Origin of the sequence: Paracoccus sp. PAMC 22219, from assembly GCF_000787695.1 — a bacterium.
Lineage (GTDB): Bacteria > Pseudomonadota > Alphaproteobacteria > Rhodobacterales > Rhodobacteraceae > Paracoccus.
The window spans coordinates 1-18,023 of sequence record NZ_BBPH01000134.1 but is presented as its reverse complement, the minus strand read 5'-3'; the positions used below and the strand labels follow the sequence as shown (position 1 = coordinate 18,023).

Here is an 18,023-nt window from a genome sequence, read left to right as displayed (position 1 = left end):
AGACCCGACAGAAAGCCAGCGACACTCGCCGCAAGATCATCGTCGGCGCCATCGTCACCACCGAAGCCTTGAAGGATCCCAAGATCGCCAAATGGATGGCGGCCACCCTGCGCAAGAACGCCACCCGCGAGGTCGATCAGAAAGAGATTGCCGGACTGCTGGCCGAGCTGGACGCGAAGGCAGGCACCGCATGAGCACTGCTGCCAAATCCCCTGCCGAGCTGATTGCCGATTTGACCGACCAGGTGCGGCTCCTGCGCCAGGACGTGGGCAACCTCACCGCCACCGCGACCACCAAGGCCGAGGCGGCACGGCTTGTGGCCAGGATCGAGAAAGCGTCGGGAGAGGCATTCGCACACGCTCAGGAGGTCATCGATGCCTCGGAGGATCTGGGCAGGCGGATGCACCAGGATAGTTCCAGTGCCGCTCAGGTGGCCGCTCAGAAGGCCATCAAGAGCCTAGAGCATGAGATCAGCGCCGCCGCTAACCACATGCGCCTGGAGAGCGTCAGGAGCAGCAAGGAGGCCCTGCATCGGTTTGGAGGGGGTCTTGCCGTCTTCGGAGGGATTGCGGCTCTGGGGGGCGTTCTTGGCATCGTGGCGCTGCTTCTCATCCAGGGACGCGGCGATGCACGGGAATTCGGAAAGCATCCGGAGGTGTTCTGTACGTCAGCCGGGGACGAGATCGCCACCAACAGCGATGGCAGACGCTTCTGCGGCATCTGGATCGATGGCTGAAGCAGACGAACTGATGGAGGTCGCCAGAGGGGTGTTGCAGTTGCAGGATATGGCCGATGTTAACCGAAATTGCATTTCGGCATCCGCGCTGTGTCTAAGAATGACAGATCCAGATCGAGAAACCGGTGCAAAAACGCTTTTGCACCGGCCTAGCATTGATCAAAACATGAAGACGTCCACATCGTAATTTACGTCTACGACAGAAGCGTCGATGTTGCCTTGCTTTGGTGGATAGTCGAGCCAGTAATCTGCGTCCGTCGACGACCATCCGCTTGGTGCTGACGGAAACGCATCGGCATCAGGATTGTCGTCTCCATTCGCATAAAACAACGTGCTGTCGTTTCCGCCCTTGAGAATGACCCCAAGAAGCTCCTCTTCGGACACACCAAGGTCATCTGCCAGCTTGGCAAGAACTGCGTCTTCATAATCGTCAAAATCGAGTTTTCCGAGATCCCATCCATCGATTTTTACTGCGATGTACCCGTCGCCATTTTTATCCAAAGACGCAGTTTCATCGGTCGATTGGAAAATCAGAGTGGCATTCGACAGCGGGAATTCGGCCGGATAATCATCCGTCGGCGTCTTTCCTGGGCAATACTCACCTGTATCAGCGAGTTTTACGCTTCCTTCCCGATCAATTCCGACACTGGTGGCTCGAATGCCAATTTCTGCAGTTGCCAATTGCTCCAAAGAAGTAACGCCAAATTTTTGAAGATCAGCGGCACTGATCGTCCATGTGCCGCTCGTATGGTCCGCATCTGATCCACCCACGGACCCCAAGACGGTTGCCATGTCGAACCCATTGAGCGCATCGCCGTCCGTATCCGAGCCATTCATGTTATTCGCTTTGGATCCGATGCTGGATATCGACCCACCATTGTTTCCAAAATCAATAAAAAGGCCGTTCAGATCAGCTTGCGTAGAATTCTCGTCAAGCGCATAGGACAGCGTTACGCTCCCATCGGCGTTCATCTTTGCAGTGACGTTGACGATAACCCCGCCGCCAGCCAAGGTCCATTTTGTCATATCTGTTGAATAATCAGTCATAGCATTCCCCTCCCTTTGGCATCTAAAGCGAATTTCAGATAGACCTGTCGAGGCCTTAACCCATTCGGGAAAAGCAATTACAGTCCGAAAAGAGGTTAAGATCGACGCGTCTTAAGAAGGCTCTCGCAGGCGTCAGGACGCAAGAAAAATATTCCCTCATGAGAATATTGCAACTATTATGCTTGCGGAAATCCGGTAGCTTAAACTTAAGGATGTAGAGATTGCACGATGTGCTGTTTCTCAAAACAGCTTAAACGATCTTAGAACAACCTTCTGTTGCTATGGGCCGGCTCATGACCGGTCCATAGCCCCGTATGAAGTTAGATCATGAGATCGTTAGGCTCGGTCCCGGCCTCGATAGCATCCCGAAACCAGGTCGGCTGCCGGCCCCGCCCTGACCAAGTCTGCTCCGGATTGCCGGGATTGCGGTATTTCGGAGCGACTGCGGCGCGTTTCGTGGTTTTGACGTCTGCCAGCTCGGACAGGGAAAACCCGTATTCACGGGCCTTTTCTTCAAGGTTGCGTCGGGCCTCCGCCTTACGGCGGTCGTCAAAATTGGCGATAGCCTTGTCAAGGTTCCGCTTCAGACGCTTCAGTTCGTCCAGGCTCATGGTGTCAAAATCAAAATCAGACATGGCTATCCTTGTTTTTCCAGGTTGTCTTTGACGTATAATCACGGAGCGTCATATTAAAGGGAATACGCAGATAGCGGCCCCTTATTATTTGCCGTTCTGCTAATTTCCATGATTTACGTCCAATTGCGCTGCATAAAAGACAGGGACGAGACGCGGAAAAACAAAAGTCACCGAAATAATGTGGATCTTGTAGGGGAGAGCGACAGTTAAGCCGCGGGCTTCACCATCACAGACGCCTGTTTATGCCCCTGTGAGACCCGGGAAGAGGCCAGATGATCCGTTCAGAGTTGCTTGCAAAGCTTCGTCAGGCGCATCCGCATCTGCCCTCCTATGCCGTGGAAACGGCTCTCGACACCATCCTTGACGAGATTGCCGAGACCCTGAGCCGAGGTCACAGGGTGGAGCTGCGCGGGTTCGGCAGTTTCTCCAGCAAGGTCAGGATCGCCCGGTTGGGCCGCAATCCGAGAACCGGGGAGGCCGTGAAGGTGCCTCCAAAGCGGCACATGCATTTCCGGGCCTCCAGGCAGCTCCTCGAGCGTCTCAACCGCCCCACAACCCCCGGCTGATCCCCACCCCCTTGCGCTTTCCGGCGCATAACACCTCATATCCGCCAGAGCGCAGCCAGAGGCTGAAGCACTACCCCTGCGCCAGGCGCCGCATCACCAGCAAATCCCGCCGCTGCCATCAGCATTACGGTCGAGATCCAGACCCGCCTTAGAGGTAGGGATCTGGCGCTCCTTGGGGATAAGCATTTTAGTTTCTTATATTTCTTCCTTTTTATAGGGGGTTAATACTTTGTTTATAAACGACAATAAAGCCTGAGTGTGACCTATCGGGCGAGGTATCGAGACTTTATGGGCGAGGTATGGTGACTAATAGGGCGAGGTATGGTGACTTTTCGGGCGAGGCCCCTGCCCCGTAGTGCAACTTTTCTTTCTATCGTGACTTTTCGGGCGAGGTCATCACGCTGCTGTTAGAGATTTTCGGCAGTGGCTTCCAAAGAGACTTCTTTTCAGCCTACTGTGACTCGCGAACAGGCACGGGTCACAATGCATGCGGGATGAACCTCGCCCGAAAAGTCACGATAGCTCTGCGGGGACCCTTGGGGCTTTCCAACGGCGCGGCGAGGTCATCAAGCCTGCCGAACTGATCGAGGTTCGTGGGGGTGAGAAGATAACGCTAGCCGCACGCAGGATCTATAACCAACTGCTGTCCAATGCCTTCGGACCTGAGATGGCGGCCGAGGGTCAGGAGTACCGCATTCCCTTTTCCGAGTTGCGCGGCAACCACACCTCAAACGATCGAGTAACTGAGGCAATTCTCAGCCTCATGCAAACAGTTGTGCGCGTCAGAATGTCTGATGGATCAACTCGCAATGTCCACCTCCTCGGACCAACTGATGTTGAGAAGTTCGGCCCAGGCATCGCCACGATGCTGACCTACGAGCTCCATCCTAAACTTCTGCCGATCCTACGAGACAGCCAGATTTTCGCGCGCCTGGAGATGCAGATCCTGCACGGCTTCGGCACGAAGTACGGCATGGCATTGTACGAGATTATCGCCAAGCGGATCGGCTTGAAGCACGTCTTCTACAACGACTTTGAGACCGACGAGCTGCGGGATTATCTTGGCGTCCCTCATGGGAAGCTAGGGCCCTTTGCAGCACTGCGTCGCAAGGCCATTGAGCCGGCGGTGGCAGAAGTGAACGCTTTGGCCCCCTTCTCATGCCGTGTCGACACGATCGAGACGCAGGGGCGGAAGGTGACTAGGCTACGGCTGTCTTGGTGGCTTAAGACCGTGGAGGAGAAGAAAGCACAGTGGGAGGCTCAGCAAGGCAAGCAAGCCAACCTCTTAGTAGACCAGGCCCCAGAGGTTACTCTGTGGGATCCATGATCGCGCAATTATTCAAGTATGCACAGTTGCAAATGTGCACAAATGCAAAGGAGCAAATATGCAGGTGATCACCATTGCAATGCAGAAGGGCGGCGTAGGTAAATCCACTCTCGCCCGCTCGCTTGCAGTGGCCGCAGCTCGAGACGGCCTGTCGGTCTTGATGATCGATATGGATTCCCAGCAGAGCGTGAGCCAATGGGCAGAGCGTCGCGAAGGCGACATGCCGGTGGTGGTGTTTTCAACCGAGAACGAATTACCGAAGAAGCTAGCCCAAGCAAAGGGCGTGGCCGATCTGGTGATCATAGACACCCCCCCTGCCCGCTCGACTGAGGCGCCGGCCGCCGTTGAGGTAGCCGACTTAGTGCTGATTCCCACCACCCCTGACGTCGAGCCTCTTGAGCAAATGCCGAGGACCCTGCGCCTCTGCCGTGGCTTTTCGCGCCGGGTGTTCGCGGTGGTGAATATGGCTAACCCCACTGGTCCGGCTGAGGTCGCCTACACGCGTGAGGTTATCGAGGCCATGGGCGCCAAAACCGCCCCTGTGGTCCTGCATCGCCGCAAGGCCCACCGGGACGCCAGCGCCTCTGGACAGACTGTCCAAGAGGTAGATCCGAACGGCAAGGCTGCTGCGGAAGTAGAAAGCCTGTGGGCGTGGGTTCGCGCAGAACTGCAGGGCAGCAAATGAGTGGCTGTGCAGGAGTGGGATTGTGCACCTCGGCACAAGTACAGTTGGGCAATAGCGCAGGGGTGCAGAAATGAAGAAGCCAAATCCGCTTCTGGCGGCGATGATGTCTAAGGAACCTGAGCCGGAAATGGCTGCTGCGCCGGTGTCGCCAAAGCCTGCTGCGAAGCGAACGCCGGAACCAGTAGCAGATAAGCCAGTAGCCAAGAGGGCAGGGCAGAAGCACCTCGGCGCCTACTTCGACAAGGGCGATCCTATTCTCGAGCGGGTGGCAATCCTGCGGGCCCGCCTGGACATGAACAATTCCGAGCTGATCGAGCATGCGCTGCACGAGCTATGGAAGCGCCACGAGGCGGGCAGGGCTTTCGGGGAATAGCGAAGGTGTGGGAAAGTGCACAAGTGCAATTGATCAGGTTTACACCTTCATTGAAAGAAAAGGCCTCACAGCGTTGTGAGCGCTACGAGGCCAGTACAGATGAGGTCCAATAACGGACCTGCCGATGATACCGAAGCCGAATGGAACGGGAAGGCTTCAGCTGCAGCTTCACTGGTGGGGCAGGGGGGCGTCATCGGGCAGGGCGCGGGTGGCATCCCGATGACCTTCGCAGCCTGCTAAACTCGACCTGCTAACGCGTGATTCACCTGGGATCTGTCACCTTTTGGCCAGCTCCATAATGGTGTTGCGATGACGCTCCAGGCCGCGCGTGATCCGTACTTTGTCATCCTCGGTGATGCCCTCTGACGTGCCTGTCAAACGGCGGTATTCCTCCGCAGACAGCAATACGAGGCGATCACGGTTATGGCTTGTGATGATCACAGGCTCGCTCATGGCCGCATCACTGTAAACGCCGATATTGTTCTTGAAGTCCGTTGCTGAAACACGCGTCATGATGGCCTCCGTATCTGATTGGCCGAATGTAGCCAAAATTCCCATTTTGTCCGTAATTTCGCGCGTTTGATTTTGTACAACCGCATGCTTCGGCATGTCGGTGCGCCGCACTCACTTTGCGATCTCCTGATGGCTGTGGAAACATCCTATGCTAACGCCATGCGAGCTTTATTCTAGAAGCTCGCATGATGGCTTTCCCCGGGATCCCAGCAAATCAAGGAGAAGACTGCCTCCCCTGCGAAGGGCCGCTTCCCTCATGCGAGGTTTGAGGGCAAGATACCGCGAAAGCCTGCAAGGATGTGCCCGTGCCCGCCCCCTCTCGAACTATCTGGAACAAGGGCCGCGTGGTGGGCAAGAAACCACCCCTCACGCCTGACCAGGTGGCCCTGATCCGGCTCATCCTGCGCCAGGAGAGAGATCTGCGCAGCCTGGCGCTGTTCAATACCGCCCTTGATACCAGTTTCCGGGGCTCCGACCTGGTGCGCCTCCGGGTCTCGGACGTGGCCACCCCGGCCGGGGTGCGCGAGATCGTGGAGATCCGGCAGAAGAAGACCGAAGCGCGCCATGCGCGTCCGGTTCAGGCGCGACTGTCCGTGGGGACGCGCGACAGCCTGCGTGCCTATCTTGCCGCGTCTGAACGGCCGCTGCACGGCTGGCTGTTCACGGGGCAGGGGGCACGGTGGTCTCATACCCACCTGAGCGAGAGCCAGCTCTGGCGGCTGTTCAAGGCCTGGCTGGACAAGGCCCGCATCGATCCCAGCCTCTATGGACTACATTCGCTGCGCCGGACCTTCCCCACGCATATCTACCAACAGACCGGCAACCTGCGTGCGGCCCAGCTCCTGCTCGGCCATGCCAGCATCGAAAGCACCAAGGAATACATCGGCACCGAGCAGGCCGAAGCCCTCGAAATTGCCCGCAAGTATCATCTCTGAGCCTGTTGGACAGTCTGCCGCAGGCTGCTGCCTTCTTACTGACTGGGGATATGCTGGCTGGCTGCGCAATCTGTTTGCGGAATGGGTGCCCTGTTGAGCAGGGGAGCCAAATTCACTTGGGCTGTTTTGCCATGCACCGGTTAGCGGCGGAGGAAGTTCGCGTAGTAGAGCGATTCCGGGCTTATACTGAAGGCTTGGGTCAACTGGTCCAGCGCGGCAATCGCCTGTCCGTGCAGACCAGCGCGTATCAGCATGCGGATGCGCGTCAAAAGCCCCGCTTCGCTGTGGGGTACCAGTGCTATCCGGCCAATATCCAGCAGGTTTTGATCAACGAATTTGGTTACTTGCGCCAGCAGCGCGCGGTTGTAAAACTGCCCCGACAGAAGTAGCCGCAGCCCGGTCTTCTGCATCGGCTGATCCAGAAACGGTGCCAGCAGGGCCACGCGCGTGGCAACGGCCGGATTTGCGTCTTCAAGCTGGCGCATGAAGGACAAGGCGGGCTGGCCCATCGCGCGGTCGTTGGCACCGCCGAAGAACGCGCCAAGCAGGCGAGCGCTTTCGGGCACGGCTAAGGCCGGCGCCAGCATCGCGGACGAGGTGCCCTTGTGGTCATGCAGGCCAAGAAGCAGGCTGATCAGCGTGCTGCCCTCGACCGAAAAGCTGGGGAAATGCAGAAATCGTTCCGGTAATTCACTTATCACACAATCGGGTCGGACTAGATCGACCATGGCCGTGTCAACGGTTGTGCCATAGCAGAACACAACCTCCTCAAAATCCGAGGCATAGGCAGGCACGAGACGCGTCGAGAATGAGGTGCCGAAGGCCAGACAACGGCCCCGGCCCTTAGGATTGTGCAGAACCAGCACGTTGCCGTGGTTCAGGATCTGGCTGGCGAAGACGTTGGCATAGGTGGTGGCCAACCCTTTGGTGCGCTGACGTTCGGCGGCCACGACTTCCTGCGCCGAGCGGATTGACAGATCGCCGGTTTCGCAAGACAGCGATGGCATGTAGGCTAGGGCGAAATCATGATCGCGTCCGATCCTACCCCGCAGGCCGCGATAAATTTCTAGCGCTGCGGGCTGGGTCCAGTGAGAATCGCGGCCCGTATAAGCTGTGCCGCCCCCCGCCTTGAAAGCCTGCATATCGGGCAGGGCATAATGATAGCCCGGCGCCATGCTGTCCAGAACCTGCCGCACAGGCCGCGCTTCGCTGATGATGATGCCGTCGGGCAGGCGTTCGGGATAGACGCAATGCGCCTCGGGAACAATGATGCCAAGGAACGGCACACCCAGCCCCTCGATCACAGCGCGGTTGTGGCGGTGGATGGTGCGGGTGGACAGGCCGATCGTCTCGGCCCCCGTCAGGTGGCCCACCAGATTGTTGGAATCCCTGCCGTTAAGGAACAGAAAGCCGTCGGGGCCCTGCATGGCCTTGTCCGAGATCGTCACATTCTTGTTCCTTGCGCCGCAATGTCCTAGTCAAGGGAACCTTGGTGCAAACCGCAGATGCCCAACCGTGTGGAGATGACCGTGATACGCGCCAAGAAGCTAATCGTCCATATTGGTTCCTGGAAGACTGGGACGACTGCAATCCAGAGCTTTCTTTCAACCCGGTATCAGGATCTTGCGGCCGAGGGGATCCTGTATCCCCGGACTAGCCGGATGCGCGCCGACGGGGGGTTGGACACCGCCCACCACGCTTTGCGCCAGGCCTTCGATGCAGCGGACGGTGCGATGACGCAATCGCTGGCCATGCTGCTGGACGGGATCGACCAGGAACGCCGTCAGGTGCAATGCCACACAGTGCTGCTGTCGTCTGAGACCTTCATGAATTTCTGCCGCCCCGAGACGCTGCTGCGTTACATCGACGCGGACGAGGTGCAGATCATTGCCACCTTCCGAAATCAGGCGGAGTTCATCTCGGCCATGTATTATACGGAGGTCTGCCATCGCAAGGTGATCGATTTTCCGTTGGGTTACTTGGACGGTTTCGACGACAAACTGCTGGATTACGCCACCTGCCTCGTGCCGTGGCGGCGTGCCTATCCCAATGCGCAACTGTCGGTCTCGCTGTTCGAGCGCGGAACACCCGCACGCGATTTCCCTGCCGCCCATATCGTGTCCCAAATCGGGCTGGACTGGCGGCTGGACCCGCAGGACAACAAGATTGAACATCGCAGCCTTCCCGCCCAAGCTACGCTGTTTCTACGTCAGCTGTCCGCATCGGGCTGGGACGCACCCGCATTCTTCCAGATCTTCGAGGTCTGCCACCGCAATCCGGCATGGTTCGCGCCCATTCAGGAAAACCTGTCCCCGGCGATCCTGCGGCAGATCTTGGACGATCACGCGCCCCAGAACCACGCACTGGCCCAGCATTTCATCTCGGATGGGCCGCGCGAATTCGCCCGGCCGCAACTGACTGACCAGACCACGTGGGATCAGGCCCTAGGCGATCCGGCAGCCGTCTTCCCAACCATTCTGCGCCGCATCGTCCATGAGGCCGCCATTCGAGATGCGATCCCATCAAAGGACGCCGTACAGCCATGAACCCCATCCGTTTCGACCGCCTGATCCTGCATCCGGGATCGCCCAAGACTGGGACATCGACGCTGCAGAATTTCCTATTTCGCAAACGCGATCTGCTGGCCACCCAGAACCATCTCTACCCGCTGGCTGGGATCGACCAGGCCAGCGGCAACGCCAAGGGCCATCACGCAATGAGCCTTGCGCTTGGCGCCTTTACCGATTCTCCTGACGCACAGACTGAACGTGCTTTTCTAGAGCAGATGGATGCGCTGCGCGCCGAAATAGAGGCCAATGCCTGTAAGACCATCATCCTGTCATCCGAGGAGTTGTTCAGCTCAAAGCGCATTGCGCGTTTGAAATGCTATCTGCAGCCTGAGGAATGCTTAGTCTATGTGTCCCTGCGCCCTCAATATGACGTCATGAACGCGAATTACTACACCCAGGTAACGCACAACCGGATGATCGCCGCACCCAACATCTATTACGAGAAATCGATGCGGAACATACAATACCGCCGAAGCCTGATCGAATTCTCACAATTCGCCCCCCGTACCGAGATCAGCATGCGCATCTTCGAACGCGGCCATGCGGTGCGGGACAATCCCATTCGGGATTTCCTGTCCGTGACAGGTCTGAATTTGGATGACGGACCGCAGGACAACGTGGTCGAACACCCCACCCTGCCCGCGAGCCCCACGCTGTTCCTGCGCTGGCTGAACGAGGCTGGCCTATCTCAGCAGGATTTCTACGAGGTGTTCAAAGAACTGCACCAAATGCGCCCCAGCTTGCCGAAAGAGGTCCGGACGATGTCGCCCCATAGGATGCGGGCTATCGTGGAGATGTTTGAGGACGACAACATCTGGCTGCGCCAGACTTATGGCGACGGTCAGGCGGCGTCTATCTTCCACACGCCCGTCTACTCCGACACCGAAAAATGGGATCGCGAGGTGGGCGACGATCACCTCCAGGTGCAACAAGCCTTTCTTAAGCTGCTCTGCGCGCGGGCCGAGGGAGGCTCGCCTTTTAACCCCTGATCTGATCGCCCTTGCTGTCAGCGGGCGACGATGCCCCCTCCATGAATGCCAAAGCGGCGCAGGCAGAACTCCTCTTACATGACCGGCGGCATACGAATTGCTGTATCACGCGTCCAGATCATCGGTGCGCGCCACGGCCACGCGGAACCTCTCGACGAAAGCCCCTGGCTCCATATCGCCGGGGATCAGGTTGCTGTTCTGCGTGGTGACCCCTGCCGCCCGCGTTGATCCGGCCGGGATCTGGAACTAGACCGCCTAGCATCGGGCTTGCAGCAGGCCGACCGCTATCTCGACGCGTTGCACGGGGTCTGCCTTGCCCTAGCTAAGGGCGAGATGGCCAGTCGTCCGCTCGACCAGCGCCAGGATGGCGAGCGCCACCTCTGAGCCCCCCACTCAACCTTCGGCCTGCCTCTTTGCCCGTATGGGTGTTATGCGCCGGACCGCGCAAGGGCGTGGGGATCAGCCAGGGGTTGTGGGCAATAGAGATGCAGTGAATTCAGGCATGCACAAGTACAGTTTACATACGTGATACATCCCCCAACGCAGCACAACTAGCTTTGGAGCTTTGCAAAGGAAGCATCGACTCGCCCCGCCCATGCACCCGAAGACCAACTGCATGGTCGAGCACTTCAATGGGCGGAACGAGAACAGAATGCAAAGCCACCGCTTCCGCAGCTGCGAGGATCTCGAACAGACCGTCCAGCGCTACGTTAGCCTCAACATCAGTCAGCTACGTAATCAATGCTGAACGACCGAACGCCCATCGACGCGCTCACGGATGCCAAACCAAAGGCCGGACCTATCCAGAAAGCAACATTATAACTACAACTGATTCCATAACTAGCACTAAAAGCAGAAAAAAAAGGCGACACCCTCCCTCGATTTAATTTCTCTTTTGCCCATGCCATTCATTAAATAATAAGCCCTTACAAATATTTCCATATATCGTTATACATAAATATTTTAAAAGATACCCCGCCGAAGCACATGCTTTAATCAGCGAGGATGCCATGACGATTGGTTGCAAAGATATATGGCTTGTTGAACGCTTATGTGAGGGGTTACCCATTCAAAATCTCGGTGACCATGTTAAGCGCTGAATGCAAGCAAGCCTCAGCATCAGGCCGCTTAGCAGCTAGCGCGTTTTCATATCGGCTATCAAAATCTTCCGATTTTATCAAAGCCTTCTGGAAACCCTCAATAATCGAATCTATTGTCATATCGATCGGTACAAGGTTACGATTTTGCTCAGCAAGCCAAACATCATCACGCAGCGTAGTTCTATTGGTGATGGTAGCCAGCCCATATGAAGCCATTTGGAAATGTACAATGCCCGGGTGAGGTGTAGTTATCACAGAAACACCGATATCACCTGACAATAAAAAATCTTCATACTGCCCCTTCGGCATTTTCGGCATCATTTTTAGTTTGCTTGATCCATTCAGGTCAATGGTTTCTTTAAAAGATAACGATCCGACAGCAACAAATTCCCAAGCTTCATGTCCGAAAATTCCGCTACGAGTCGCTTGGCGAAGCGCGAAGACTAGTGTAGCAAAATGATTTCTAGCGGCGTGCCCTTCTGGACGGCCATACATGATTAGCCGACGGGACAGTTTAGTACGCTGCATTTGTAGATAACTCTCCCGATTCATTGGTAAGCAAGAAATAGAATTTTCTATACTCGAAAAACGATAATCAACTCCAGCCCGATTGAATACCTCGGTTTCTTTCTGGAAAAACTCTACAAGCTTACCTGAGTTATAAACAGCATGATGCGGAAGAAGAAATGAGCGTTCTGAAAAACTGCGATTATCATTGTTGGCATGAAAATCAGGTTCAAACTCTTGAATGAAGAAAATTGGCTTCTTATCAATTCTCTTGGAAATTCGCGACGCCATAGGATGAAGCTCGCAGCAATATGACATCACCTGAAAATCCTGGGGTATGTCAATTTTTCGTTTCAACGAGTCGAAACGTTGGAAACTACTAAATAATTGGTGAATAGAGGGCATTTTTAGTCTCATGCGTAGAAGATTATTCGCATGAACCTCTTTGCTCCCCATGTTAACGACAAGAAGATGAAGTTGGATCCCGGTCGAACTTTTTAATCTTGCCAAAAAATCATAAAACGCCATGTATCCCCCAAAAAGAATTTCCGGAAGAAAGTGCGGAACCATTACTAATAAGCCTTTAGTTCCAGTTGCTGGTTTCACTGAAACGTCAACGGCACCATCAAAAAACTCCATCGCATTCAGCATATCAAAAGCGGATAGATGCGTAATGCCCGGCAAGCTCGCCTCTAATGCGAGATGATTTTCTCTATCCGCCGCATCCTCCCTGTCCTTATTCAATTTAGAAATGTAATCTTCATGTGAAATAATAGCGCGTAATTCCTTACCTCTGGTCAATAAAAAATGCTCAAAACCCGATAGAAGCTTCCCAGGTTTAACTTCATTTTCCACATCTGGGTTAAGATAAAAATAGCCTGCCTCAGAAAAATCCCGGGAAGGAGACAGCAAATCCTCCCGGACCTTACTGAAATAAAAATCGACAATATCGGGATATGAATTTGACTGCGGTCCGTAAGTTTCTTTTAGAAAACTTCTATCAACTGACTGTAAAACTAATCTAGCATTAGACGCCTCCCGAAAAGTATATTTAATTCGTGACGGCTCAGTATTTCCATATTCAATATAATGCCTAAAGCCAAAACTATCTAAATTATTCCTAACATGAATCATTACATCAGAGTTATAGTATCTGTAAAGAATTTCTGAGAATGAATCGTTCGGGTCATGCCCAATCCTTGCTCCAATTCTGAGATAGAATTCCAACGTACTTTCATTTCTATATCTCATATTTTCTATATCAGCAGCGTAAGTAATCTCATACCACTCTAAATTTAATTCTCTTTCTATTAGCCCAATATAATCATTACTCGCCTTTTTTTCTACACCGCCACTTTCAACGTTGGATTCCAGATTTTTCGGGGAAACTTTCACTTAGCGTATCCTTTTTCATGCGTAGCTTGAGATTGATGGTAATTTATTTGGGTATGGTGAAACGTATATACTAATGCAGGCTTATATATTCAATAAAAACAAATTATGAATATTATTTAACTATCAACATCGAGGCGCGATCCTTATTAAGAACATCTACAAATTCCTTATTTTCATCGCGAAAACGGACTGAAAAATCGTCATTTTTTACCGTTCCAATTTTGTAATGACTTGAAGAAATGCCGTTAGAGGTTAAGCCATCTAACCCAAGTTGTTCTGCAAAAATATCAAGAACCCGCTCGGTACCTGATGACGTAATCTCCTCGTAGAATATACGTTTGGGTGTCAAACCATAGGCTTCGATCATTTCTTCAGTTTCTTTTTCTGCAGCACGAATATGCCGAATCCACTTGTGAATTCTATCGCCGTTATATTCGTAGGAACTGTCGCTGTTCTCCAGTTGAATAGAATCAGCATTAGTCGCATGGCTCACTTTTGTTTGCACCATTTTGTCCAACGAAACTCCTTGCGCAACAATGTCACGCCTAGTTAACCAAAAAAAAGTCGCGTTTTGAAAGCGCGACATGAACTCGTGTTCGCTGCCAAAAACCGCCCTAATTTGATGAAACGTAATTTCGAATCCAAATATATTACCGTATGTTTCATGACGGCTGATTGCTTCAATGAACTGGTCTAAATTACGCGCCCCCTTTGCCCTTGAGCTAGACGGCATAAGTTCTGGATTAAACCACTCCCCGGGGGAGCCAATAGCTTTAGTTTTGGTCAGAACACTCGTTAGCCAACTACTCCCGCTCCGGGGAGTAAAGAGGATAGAATATATCTTGGATGGCGGCTCTGCTTGCGTCCAAAATTTATATTTTTTTTGATCGGCATTAGGATCAAATACACTATTGATCATTTTTCCAGTATGTCCCTACGAGATTCTATATTATATTTTTTTCATATGGGTGATTTCTGTTGCTCATCATGCAACATTTCGTTTTTCCGATTTTTCAGTTATTGCTCTTAACATTACTTCTAAATCTACCTCCTTCCCGTTCATGTTGATGATTCCTCCATGTCCACTTTTTTTTGCAGCTGCACTTGTCGCCTCGCCTTGTGCACCTAAATTAAAGCTAAATACTGGTAATCCAGTGGCGATCGCCTCATGCGTCGTGTAGGAGAAGGTTTCTGGCCATATTGATGGTATTAGCCAGCGATTGATCCCATATTTTTTAACTAATCCAGGAATATCCTCAATGCGGTATCCCCCATGTATTACTGTAGGTACAGACATCTTATATGCTGGATCAACGCTTCCAAGTATTACTAATTTCGCACTATCATTTATCTTAAGTAACTGCGAGAATTCTCTTAAAACAGCCGCGCCCTTTTGATAACCAATGTTTCCGAGAACCCCAATTACCGGATCGCCCCTTTGCGAATTATCAAACAATATTTTTGGCATTTTCTTTGAAAGCATGTGTGGTGAAATTGATAATTTATGGGCGACTTTGGGGTACGCTTGGATTACCAAATCTCGGCTACTGTTTGAGAAGACCGTAATTTTATGGGCAGCGTCAAATAACGCGCCCCATGCAGCCCGCCAGTCAGAAAGATTGGCCCGGGTACCATCTGCCCGAAAAACACTGTGAACCGGATCGTTGTTAGTTTCTGGCATTGGAAGCCCGTGATAGGCGCCGTCACTACCTAGAAGGGTATATGATGGGCTTAGTGGAAAGAAATCATGCATTAATATTTCAATCAAATCTCCTGGTCTGTGTGCTAACGATACTATAACATCAGGCAATGAGATGGGATCTCGATCTCCGACAGCACAGGAATAGACAATCCGGCGAGTTGGTAGGAGATCAAAAAGCCGCCTTATAAAGCTAATGCTATCGGTTTCACCACGTGTAACACCCTGAATAGTATGAAGCTCAATCTGCCAACGCGATTGCCCACCCACACGTAGGACTACCGCTGCCGATCCACTTATAAGGTCAACTTTCAATTGATCTTGTAGGTAGTGCTCTGCTCCTCCACCCATGTCATGTGCCAAATATATTGGGACGGCTGACTTTTGTCGGATCCCGGCCCAAGCCAGTGCCAAGGCAAGGCGCGGCGTTTTAAGTGGATCTTGAGCTATAAAATCCTGCACTTCGGTGTCATATTTCGGATAACGCTTCGAGATTATTTGGTTATTATCATGTATCAATTTTGACTTTTCGCTAGATCCGAATGATGTGCCGCCGCGATGTTCAACGAATAGCCCTGCATTCCCTAGGTGCCGTCCTCCAAGTTTTCGTGCACGTTGACACCAATCAACTTCCTCACCGTAGCCTCGTCCAAATCCGACATCGAGCTCTGGTAGCTTGCGTAAGTAATCGATATGCATTGCCATGCAGAACCCAACGCCCGTCGGCGCGTCGGTTAGATCAGCGCCAGGGAAAAAGCTCGCTGCAACTCTGTCGATAGCGTCGCCCTCCCCAGGCTTTATTTGCTGGCGCTGACAGATAGTCGGAATATTGAATATTTCTGCGTCGTTCGACATAGGGGTCACGGTGGCGACGTTATCATGCTCTAGGAGAGGGCGGATTAGTCGACTTGCCCAACAAACGGGTACAAAGGCATCTGAATTTAGCAGCACTACATGTGCTCCCAGAGGCAAAGCAACTGCAAGTGCAGAGTTGACCGAACGGATGAATCCTAAATTTTTTTGATTTTCTATTATTGTAATATATGCGCTAATACTTTCTGGTAGATTATCTTTCCATTTGCGGAGCCATGGCAGCACTTCAGGGTCTGATGAGCAGTCCTCAATAACAATTAGCCGCCATGGCAAGTCGGTATGATCCACAACGCGGGTAAGGACTTCTGGGAGTAAATTTAGTGCATTATAAACAGGCATAATTATAGTTATGCCTGTAAGTTCCAATTCGGGCGGCGGGCAGTTTTTTGTTTCGACATCGGAAGCAAAAAGCAGTGTATTTAGCTGCCCTGTTCGAGGAACGGTATTTAAACCGAGTGCAGTTTTGATGCGCGCTGCAGATAAAGGATCACGGTAGATAAGCCAGCTAATACCCGACGGAAAAGCCCGAACCCCATTTTTTATAAACGGTATGATTTGACCTCGTCGCATAGCTCTAAGGTCGTTTATGGTTATCCGAGGTATAGTTTGTACATAACGGACACCATCTATCTCCGCCCAGAAAGCTGAATAATCTATATTTAGGGGTATATCTAGCGCGAAACCAGGAGTCTTACCTCGGGCATCACCAAATTTGTTTAGCACATCGTCACGTGTCAGACTGGGCGCGCATTCTATAGCCTGATCTCTGCTAACAAGCCCGACCATTCCTGCCAAAGCCCAACCTTCAACCCCAAGGCGATTTTCGCGAATCGTGATCCGATCGATATGACCAAATACATTGCCACTGCTGTCAAGAAGCGGAAAACCTTGCTTTTGCATCGCTGCATGGCGATGGGCATACCGGTGGAATAGGTGCAATACTTTGTTTATCAATGATTTTTCTCCTGGCCGAAGATGTTAGCGGTGCAACTTTCCTAGCGGTTCCCCTCTACTATTCATCTTCATCTCTGTCTACGCCACAGAAAATCGGTCTTTAGAGCAAGAAGAATTCTCAAGTTTTGACGTGGCGCTTGAGATCAGATAAGCTTAGTGACACAACCTGAAGCATGGTTGCGCGCACATAATGTGTTAAACGGACACTTTGCTTCTGCTGTTCGGAATAATGTGCGCTTTTGCGGGTAGGCCTCGGTTAGCAGCCTGTAAATTGTCGAATGGCAAATTACGTACAGCGCTTGTAGTTTATCTCTTTTAGCGCTAAGAAATATTTTATTCTATTTTACGGATGATTCTGTTTTCCGTGTTAATATTTAATTATCTTATTATTGAAATTATATATGCTAAACCGCATTAAAAAATCTCATGCGTTACGATTGCGACAGGTGCACCCATTAGCATATTCCTCCGCGCCACCAGCATTGCGTTCGAGATCTGGACCCCCACCCGCCGCACACGCCCGCAGAGTCGGCCTATCTGGCGGGGGTTGCCAGCTGCCTGGGGGCACTCTTCAGGCGCGCAAGATCTTCTTGCTGTGGATTTTTTGCCTATGGAGCAAAAAATATTTATTAGTGTAAGAAGGCATTGTTGCAGAACTCTCCCGAGCGAGGATTTCCGCGGGGGCTGCTGTAAGTTAAGCGTCCTGGCATGACGAAGCCCGAGCCTGCCCGCTACCGCACGACGAACTGGAAGTCCTACGATGACGCCCTGAAGCAACGCGGCTCGCTGCTGATCTGGCTGGACAAGGACATGGCGTGGATGGCGATCAGGGAGGGGCGACCTGGCCGACCGCCCGTGTTCTCCGACGCTGCGGTCCAGTTCTGCCTGATGGTGAAGGTACTCTTTAGCCTGCCGCTTCGGCAAACGACTGGCATGGTGACCAGCATCCTGGCGATGGCAGAGCTCGACTGGCCGGTGCCGGACTTCTCAACCTTGAGCCGCAGGTAGAAGACCCTTGCTGTGCAGATCACCCACCGCCGCAGAGCGGTGTCGCTGAACCTGCTGGTCGACAGCACGGGGATCAAGTTCCTGGGGTGAAGAGGGACCGTGGCCCCGGTG

At 52.8% G+C, this 18,023-nt stretch carries 16 protein-coding genes and 1 pseudogene; 10 read left to right on the top strand and 7 right to left on the bottom strand.

Going from position 1 to position 18,023, the window contains the following annotated elements; translation table 11 throughout:
• Together TY51_RS22795 and TY51_RS14775 are read left to right on the top strand one after the other, a co-directional pair.
• Positions 1-194: hypothetical protein (locus TY51_RS22795; RefSeq protein ID WP_042250781.1), on the top strand; the 194-nt coding region annotated here is incomplete at its 5' end.
• On the top strand, positions 191-736 hold the full coding sequence (locus TY51_RS14775) for a hypothetical protein (protein WP_042250778.1): 546 nt from the start codon (positions 191-193) through the stop codon (positions 734-736). The genes TY51_RS22795 and TY51_RS14775, both read left to right, overlap by 4 nt.
• Before the next feature lie 159 nt (positions 737-895).
• Here TY51_RS14775 and TY51_RS14770 read toward each other — a convergent pair whose 3' ends face one another.
• The gene (locus tag TY51_RS14770) at positions 896-1,783 is read right to left on the bottom strand and encodes a hypothetical protein (RefSeq protein ID WP_156118054.1); all 888 of its coding nucleotides are present in this window, start codon (positions 1,781-1,783) and stop codon (positions 896-898) included.
• Between the two features lie 320 nt (positions 1,784-2,103).
• Entirely contained in the window at positions 2,104-2,418 is a 315-nt protein-coding gene (locus TY51_RS14765) for an H-NS family nucleoid-associated regulatory protein (protein WP_042250774.1), read from the bottom strand.
• 272 nt (positions 2,419-2,690) lie between these two features.
• Here TY51_RS14765 and TY51_RS14760 point away from each other — a divergent pair, with 272 nt between their 5' ends.
• The 4 genes from TY51_RS14760 to TY51_RS14745 all read left to right on the top strand — a co-directional run bounded on the left by TY51_RS14760 (position 2,691) and on the right by TY51_RS14745 (position 5,369).
• A complete protein-coding gene (locus TY51_RS14760) occupies positions 2,691-2,984 on the top strand; it encodes an HU family DNA-binding protein (RefSeq protein ID WP_042250772.1) in 294 nt (97 codons plus the stop codon).
• A gap of 487 nt (positions 2,985-3,471) precedes the next feature.
• The gene (locus tag TY51_RS14755; RefSeq protein WP_052650281.1) at positions 3,472-4,311 is read left to right on the top strand and encodes a replication initiation protein; all 840 of its coding nucleotides are present in this window, start codon (positions 3,472-3,474) and stop codon (positions 4,309-4,311) included.
• A 58-nt stretch (positions 4,312-4,369) separates the two neighbouring features.
• Positions 4,370-4,996, top strand: coding sequence for a ParA family protein (locus TY51_RS14750; protein ID WP_042250770.1), 627 nt, complete (start codon positions 4,370-4,372; stop codon positions 4,994-4,996).
• Between the two features lie 70 nt (positions 4,997-5,066).
• Positions 5,067-5,369 (top strand): hypothetical protein, encoded by a 303-nt coding sequence (locus TY51_RS14745; RefSeq protein WP_156118053.1) that lies wholly within the window; start codon positions 5,067-5,069, stop codon positions 5,367-5,369.
• A 276-nt stretch (positions 5,370-5,645) separates the two neighbouring features.
• On the opposite strand, the gene TY51_RS14740 is transcribed toward TY51_RS14745, so the two are convergent.
• Positions 5,646-5,993 (bottom strand): type II toxin-antitoxin system prevent-host-death family antitoxin, encoded by a 348-nt coding sequence (locus tag TY51_RS14740; protein ID WP_231559076.1) that lies wholly within the window; start codon positions 5,991-5,993, stop codon positions 5,646-5,648.
• A gap of 194 nt (positions 5,994-6,187) precedes the next feature.
• Here TY51_RS14740 and TY51_RS14735 point away from each other — a divergent pair, with 194 nt between their 5' ends.
• A complete protein-coding gene (locus tag TY51_RS14735; protein WP_042250768.1) occupies positions 6,188-6,817 on the top strand; it encodes a tyrosine-type recombinase/integrase in 630 nt (209 codons plus the stop codon).
• A 140-nt stretch (positions 6,818-6,957) separates the two neighbouring features.
• On the opposite strand, the gene TY51_RS14730 is transcribed toward TY51_RS14735, so the two are convergent.
• A complete protein-coding gene (locus tag TY51_RS14730) occupies positions 6,958-8,265 on the bottom strand; it encodes a hypothetical protein (protein ID WP_042250765.1) in 1,308 nt (435 codons plus the stop codon).
• Between the two features lie 213 nt (positions 8,266-8,478).
• Here TY51_RS14730 and TY51_RS14725 point away from each other — a divergent pair, with 213 nt between their 5' ends.
• Together TY51_RS14725 and TY51_RS14720 are read left to right on the top strand one after the other, a co-directional pair.
• Positions 8,479-9,363 (top strand): hypothetical protein, encoded by an 885-nt coding sequence (locus tag TY51_RS14725; RefSeq protein WP_042250763.1) that lies wholly within the window; start codon positions 8,479-8,481, stop codon positions 9,361-9,363.
• A complete protein-coding gene (locus TY51_RS14720) occupies positions 9,360-10,376 on the top strand; it encodes a hypothetical protein (protein WP_042250761.1) in 1,017 nt (338 codons plus the stop codon). Before TY51_RS14725 ends, TY51_RS14720 begins: the two co-directional genes overlap by 4 nt.
• A 1,061-nt stretch (positions 10,377-11,437) precedes the next feature.
• Here the strand turns inward: TY51_RS14720 and TY51_RS22105 are convergent.
• The 3 genes from TY51_RS22105 to TY51_RS21230 all read right to left on the bottom strand — a co-directional run bounded on the left by TY51_RS22105 (position 11,438) and on the right by TY51_RS21230 (position 16,904).
• Positions 11,438-13,378 (bottom strand): hypothetical protein, encoded by a 1,941-nt coding sequence (locus TY51_RS22105; RefSeq protein ID WP_156118052.1) that lies wholly within the window; start codon positions 13,376-13,378, stop codon positions 11,438-11,440.
• 112 nt (positions 13,379-13,490) lie between these two features.
• Positions 13,491-14,297 (bottom strand): Stf0 family sulfotransferase, encoded by an 807-nt coding sequence (locus TY51_RS21235; protein WP_081995090.1) that lies wholly within the window; start codon positions 14,295-14,297, stop codon positions 13,491-13,493.
• Positions 14,298-14,363: 66 nt separating this feature from the next.
• A complete protein-coding gene (locus TY51_RS21230) occupies positions 14,364-16,904 on the bottom strand; it encodes a glycosyltransferase (RefSeq protein WP_197054777.1) in 2,541 nt (846 codons plus the stop codon).
• Positions 16,905-17,612: 708 nt separating this feature from the next.
• Between TY51_RS21230 and TY51_RS14710 the strand changes: the two are divergent.
• Positions 17,613-17,999, top strand: a pseudogene (locus TY51_RS14710) (transposase); the annotation flags it as partial.
• Positions 18,000-18,023: the final 24 nt, after the last annotated feature.

What these genes read in the sequence shown, in the direction of transcription:
- TY51_RS14775 (WP_042250778.1), top strand. Translation starts at nt 191, where the DNA reads ATGAGCACTGCTGCCAAATCCCCTGCCGAGCTGATTGCCGATTTGACC.
- TY51_RS14770 (WP_156118054.1), bottom strand. Translation starts at nt 1,783, where the DNA reads ATGACTGATTATTCAACAGATATGACAAAATGGACCTTGGCTGGCGGC.
- TY51_RS14765 (WP_042250774.1), bottom strand. Translation starts at nt 2,418, where the DNA reads ATGTCTGATTTTGATTTTGACACCATGAGCCTGGACGAACTGAAGCGT.
- TY51_RS14760 (WP_042250772.1), top strand. Translation starts at nt 2,691, where the DNA reads ATGATCCGTTCAGAGTTGCTTGCAAAGCTTCGTCAGGCGCATCCGCAT.
- TY51_RS14755 (WP_052650281.1), top strand. Translation starts at nt 3,472, where the DNA reads ATGCGGGATGAACCTCGCCCGAAAAGTCACGATAGCTCTGCGGGGACC.
- TY51_RS14750 (WP_042250770.1), top strand. Translation starts at nt 4,370, where the DNA reads ATGCAGGTGATCACCATTGCAATGCAGAAGGGCGGCGTAGGTAAATCC.
- TY51_RS14745 (WP_156118053.1), top strand. Translation starts at nt 5,067, where the DNA reads ATGAAGAAGCCAAATCCGCTTCTGGCGGCGATGATGTCTAAGGAACCT.
- TY51_RS14725 (WP_042250763.1), top strand. Translation starts at nt 8,479, where the DNA reads ATGCGCGCCGACGGGGGGTTGGACACCGCCCACCACGCTTTGCGCCAG.
- TY51_RS14720 (WP_042250761.1), top strand. Translation starts at nt 9,360, where the DNA reads ATGAACCCCATCCGTTTCGACCGCCTGATCCTGCATCCGGGATCGCCC.
- TY51_RS21235 (WP_081995090.1), bottom strand. Translation starts at nt 14,297, where the DNA reads ATGATCAATAGTGTATTTGATCCTAATGCCGATCAAAAAAAATATAAA.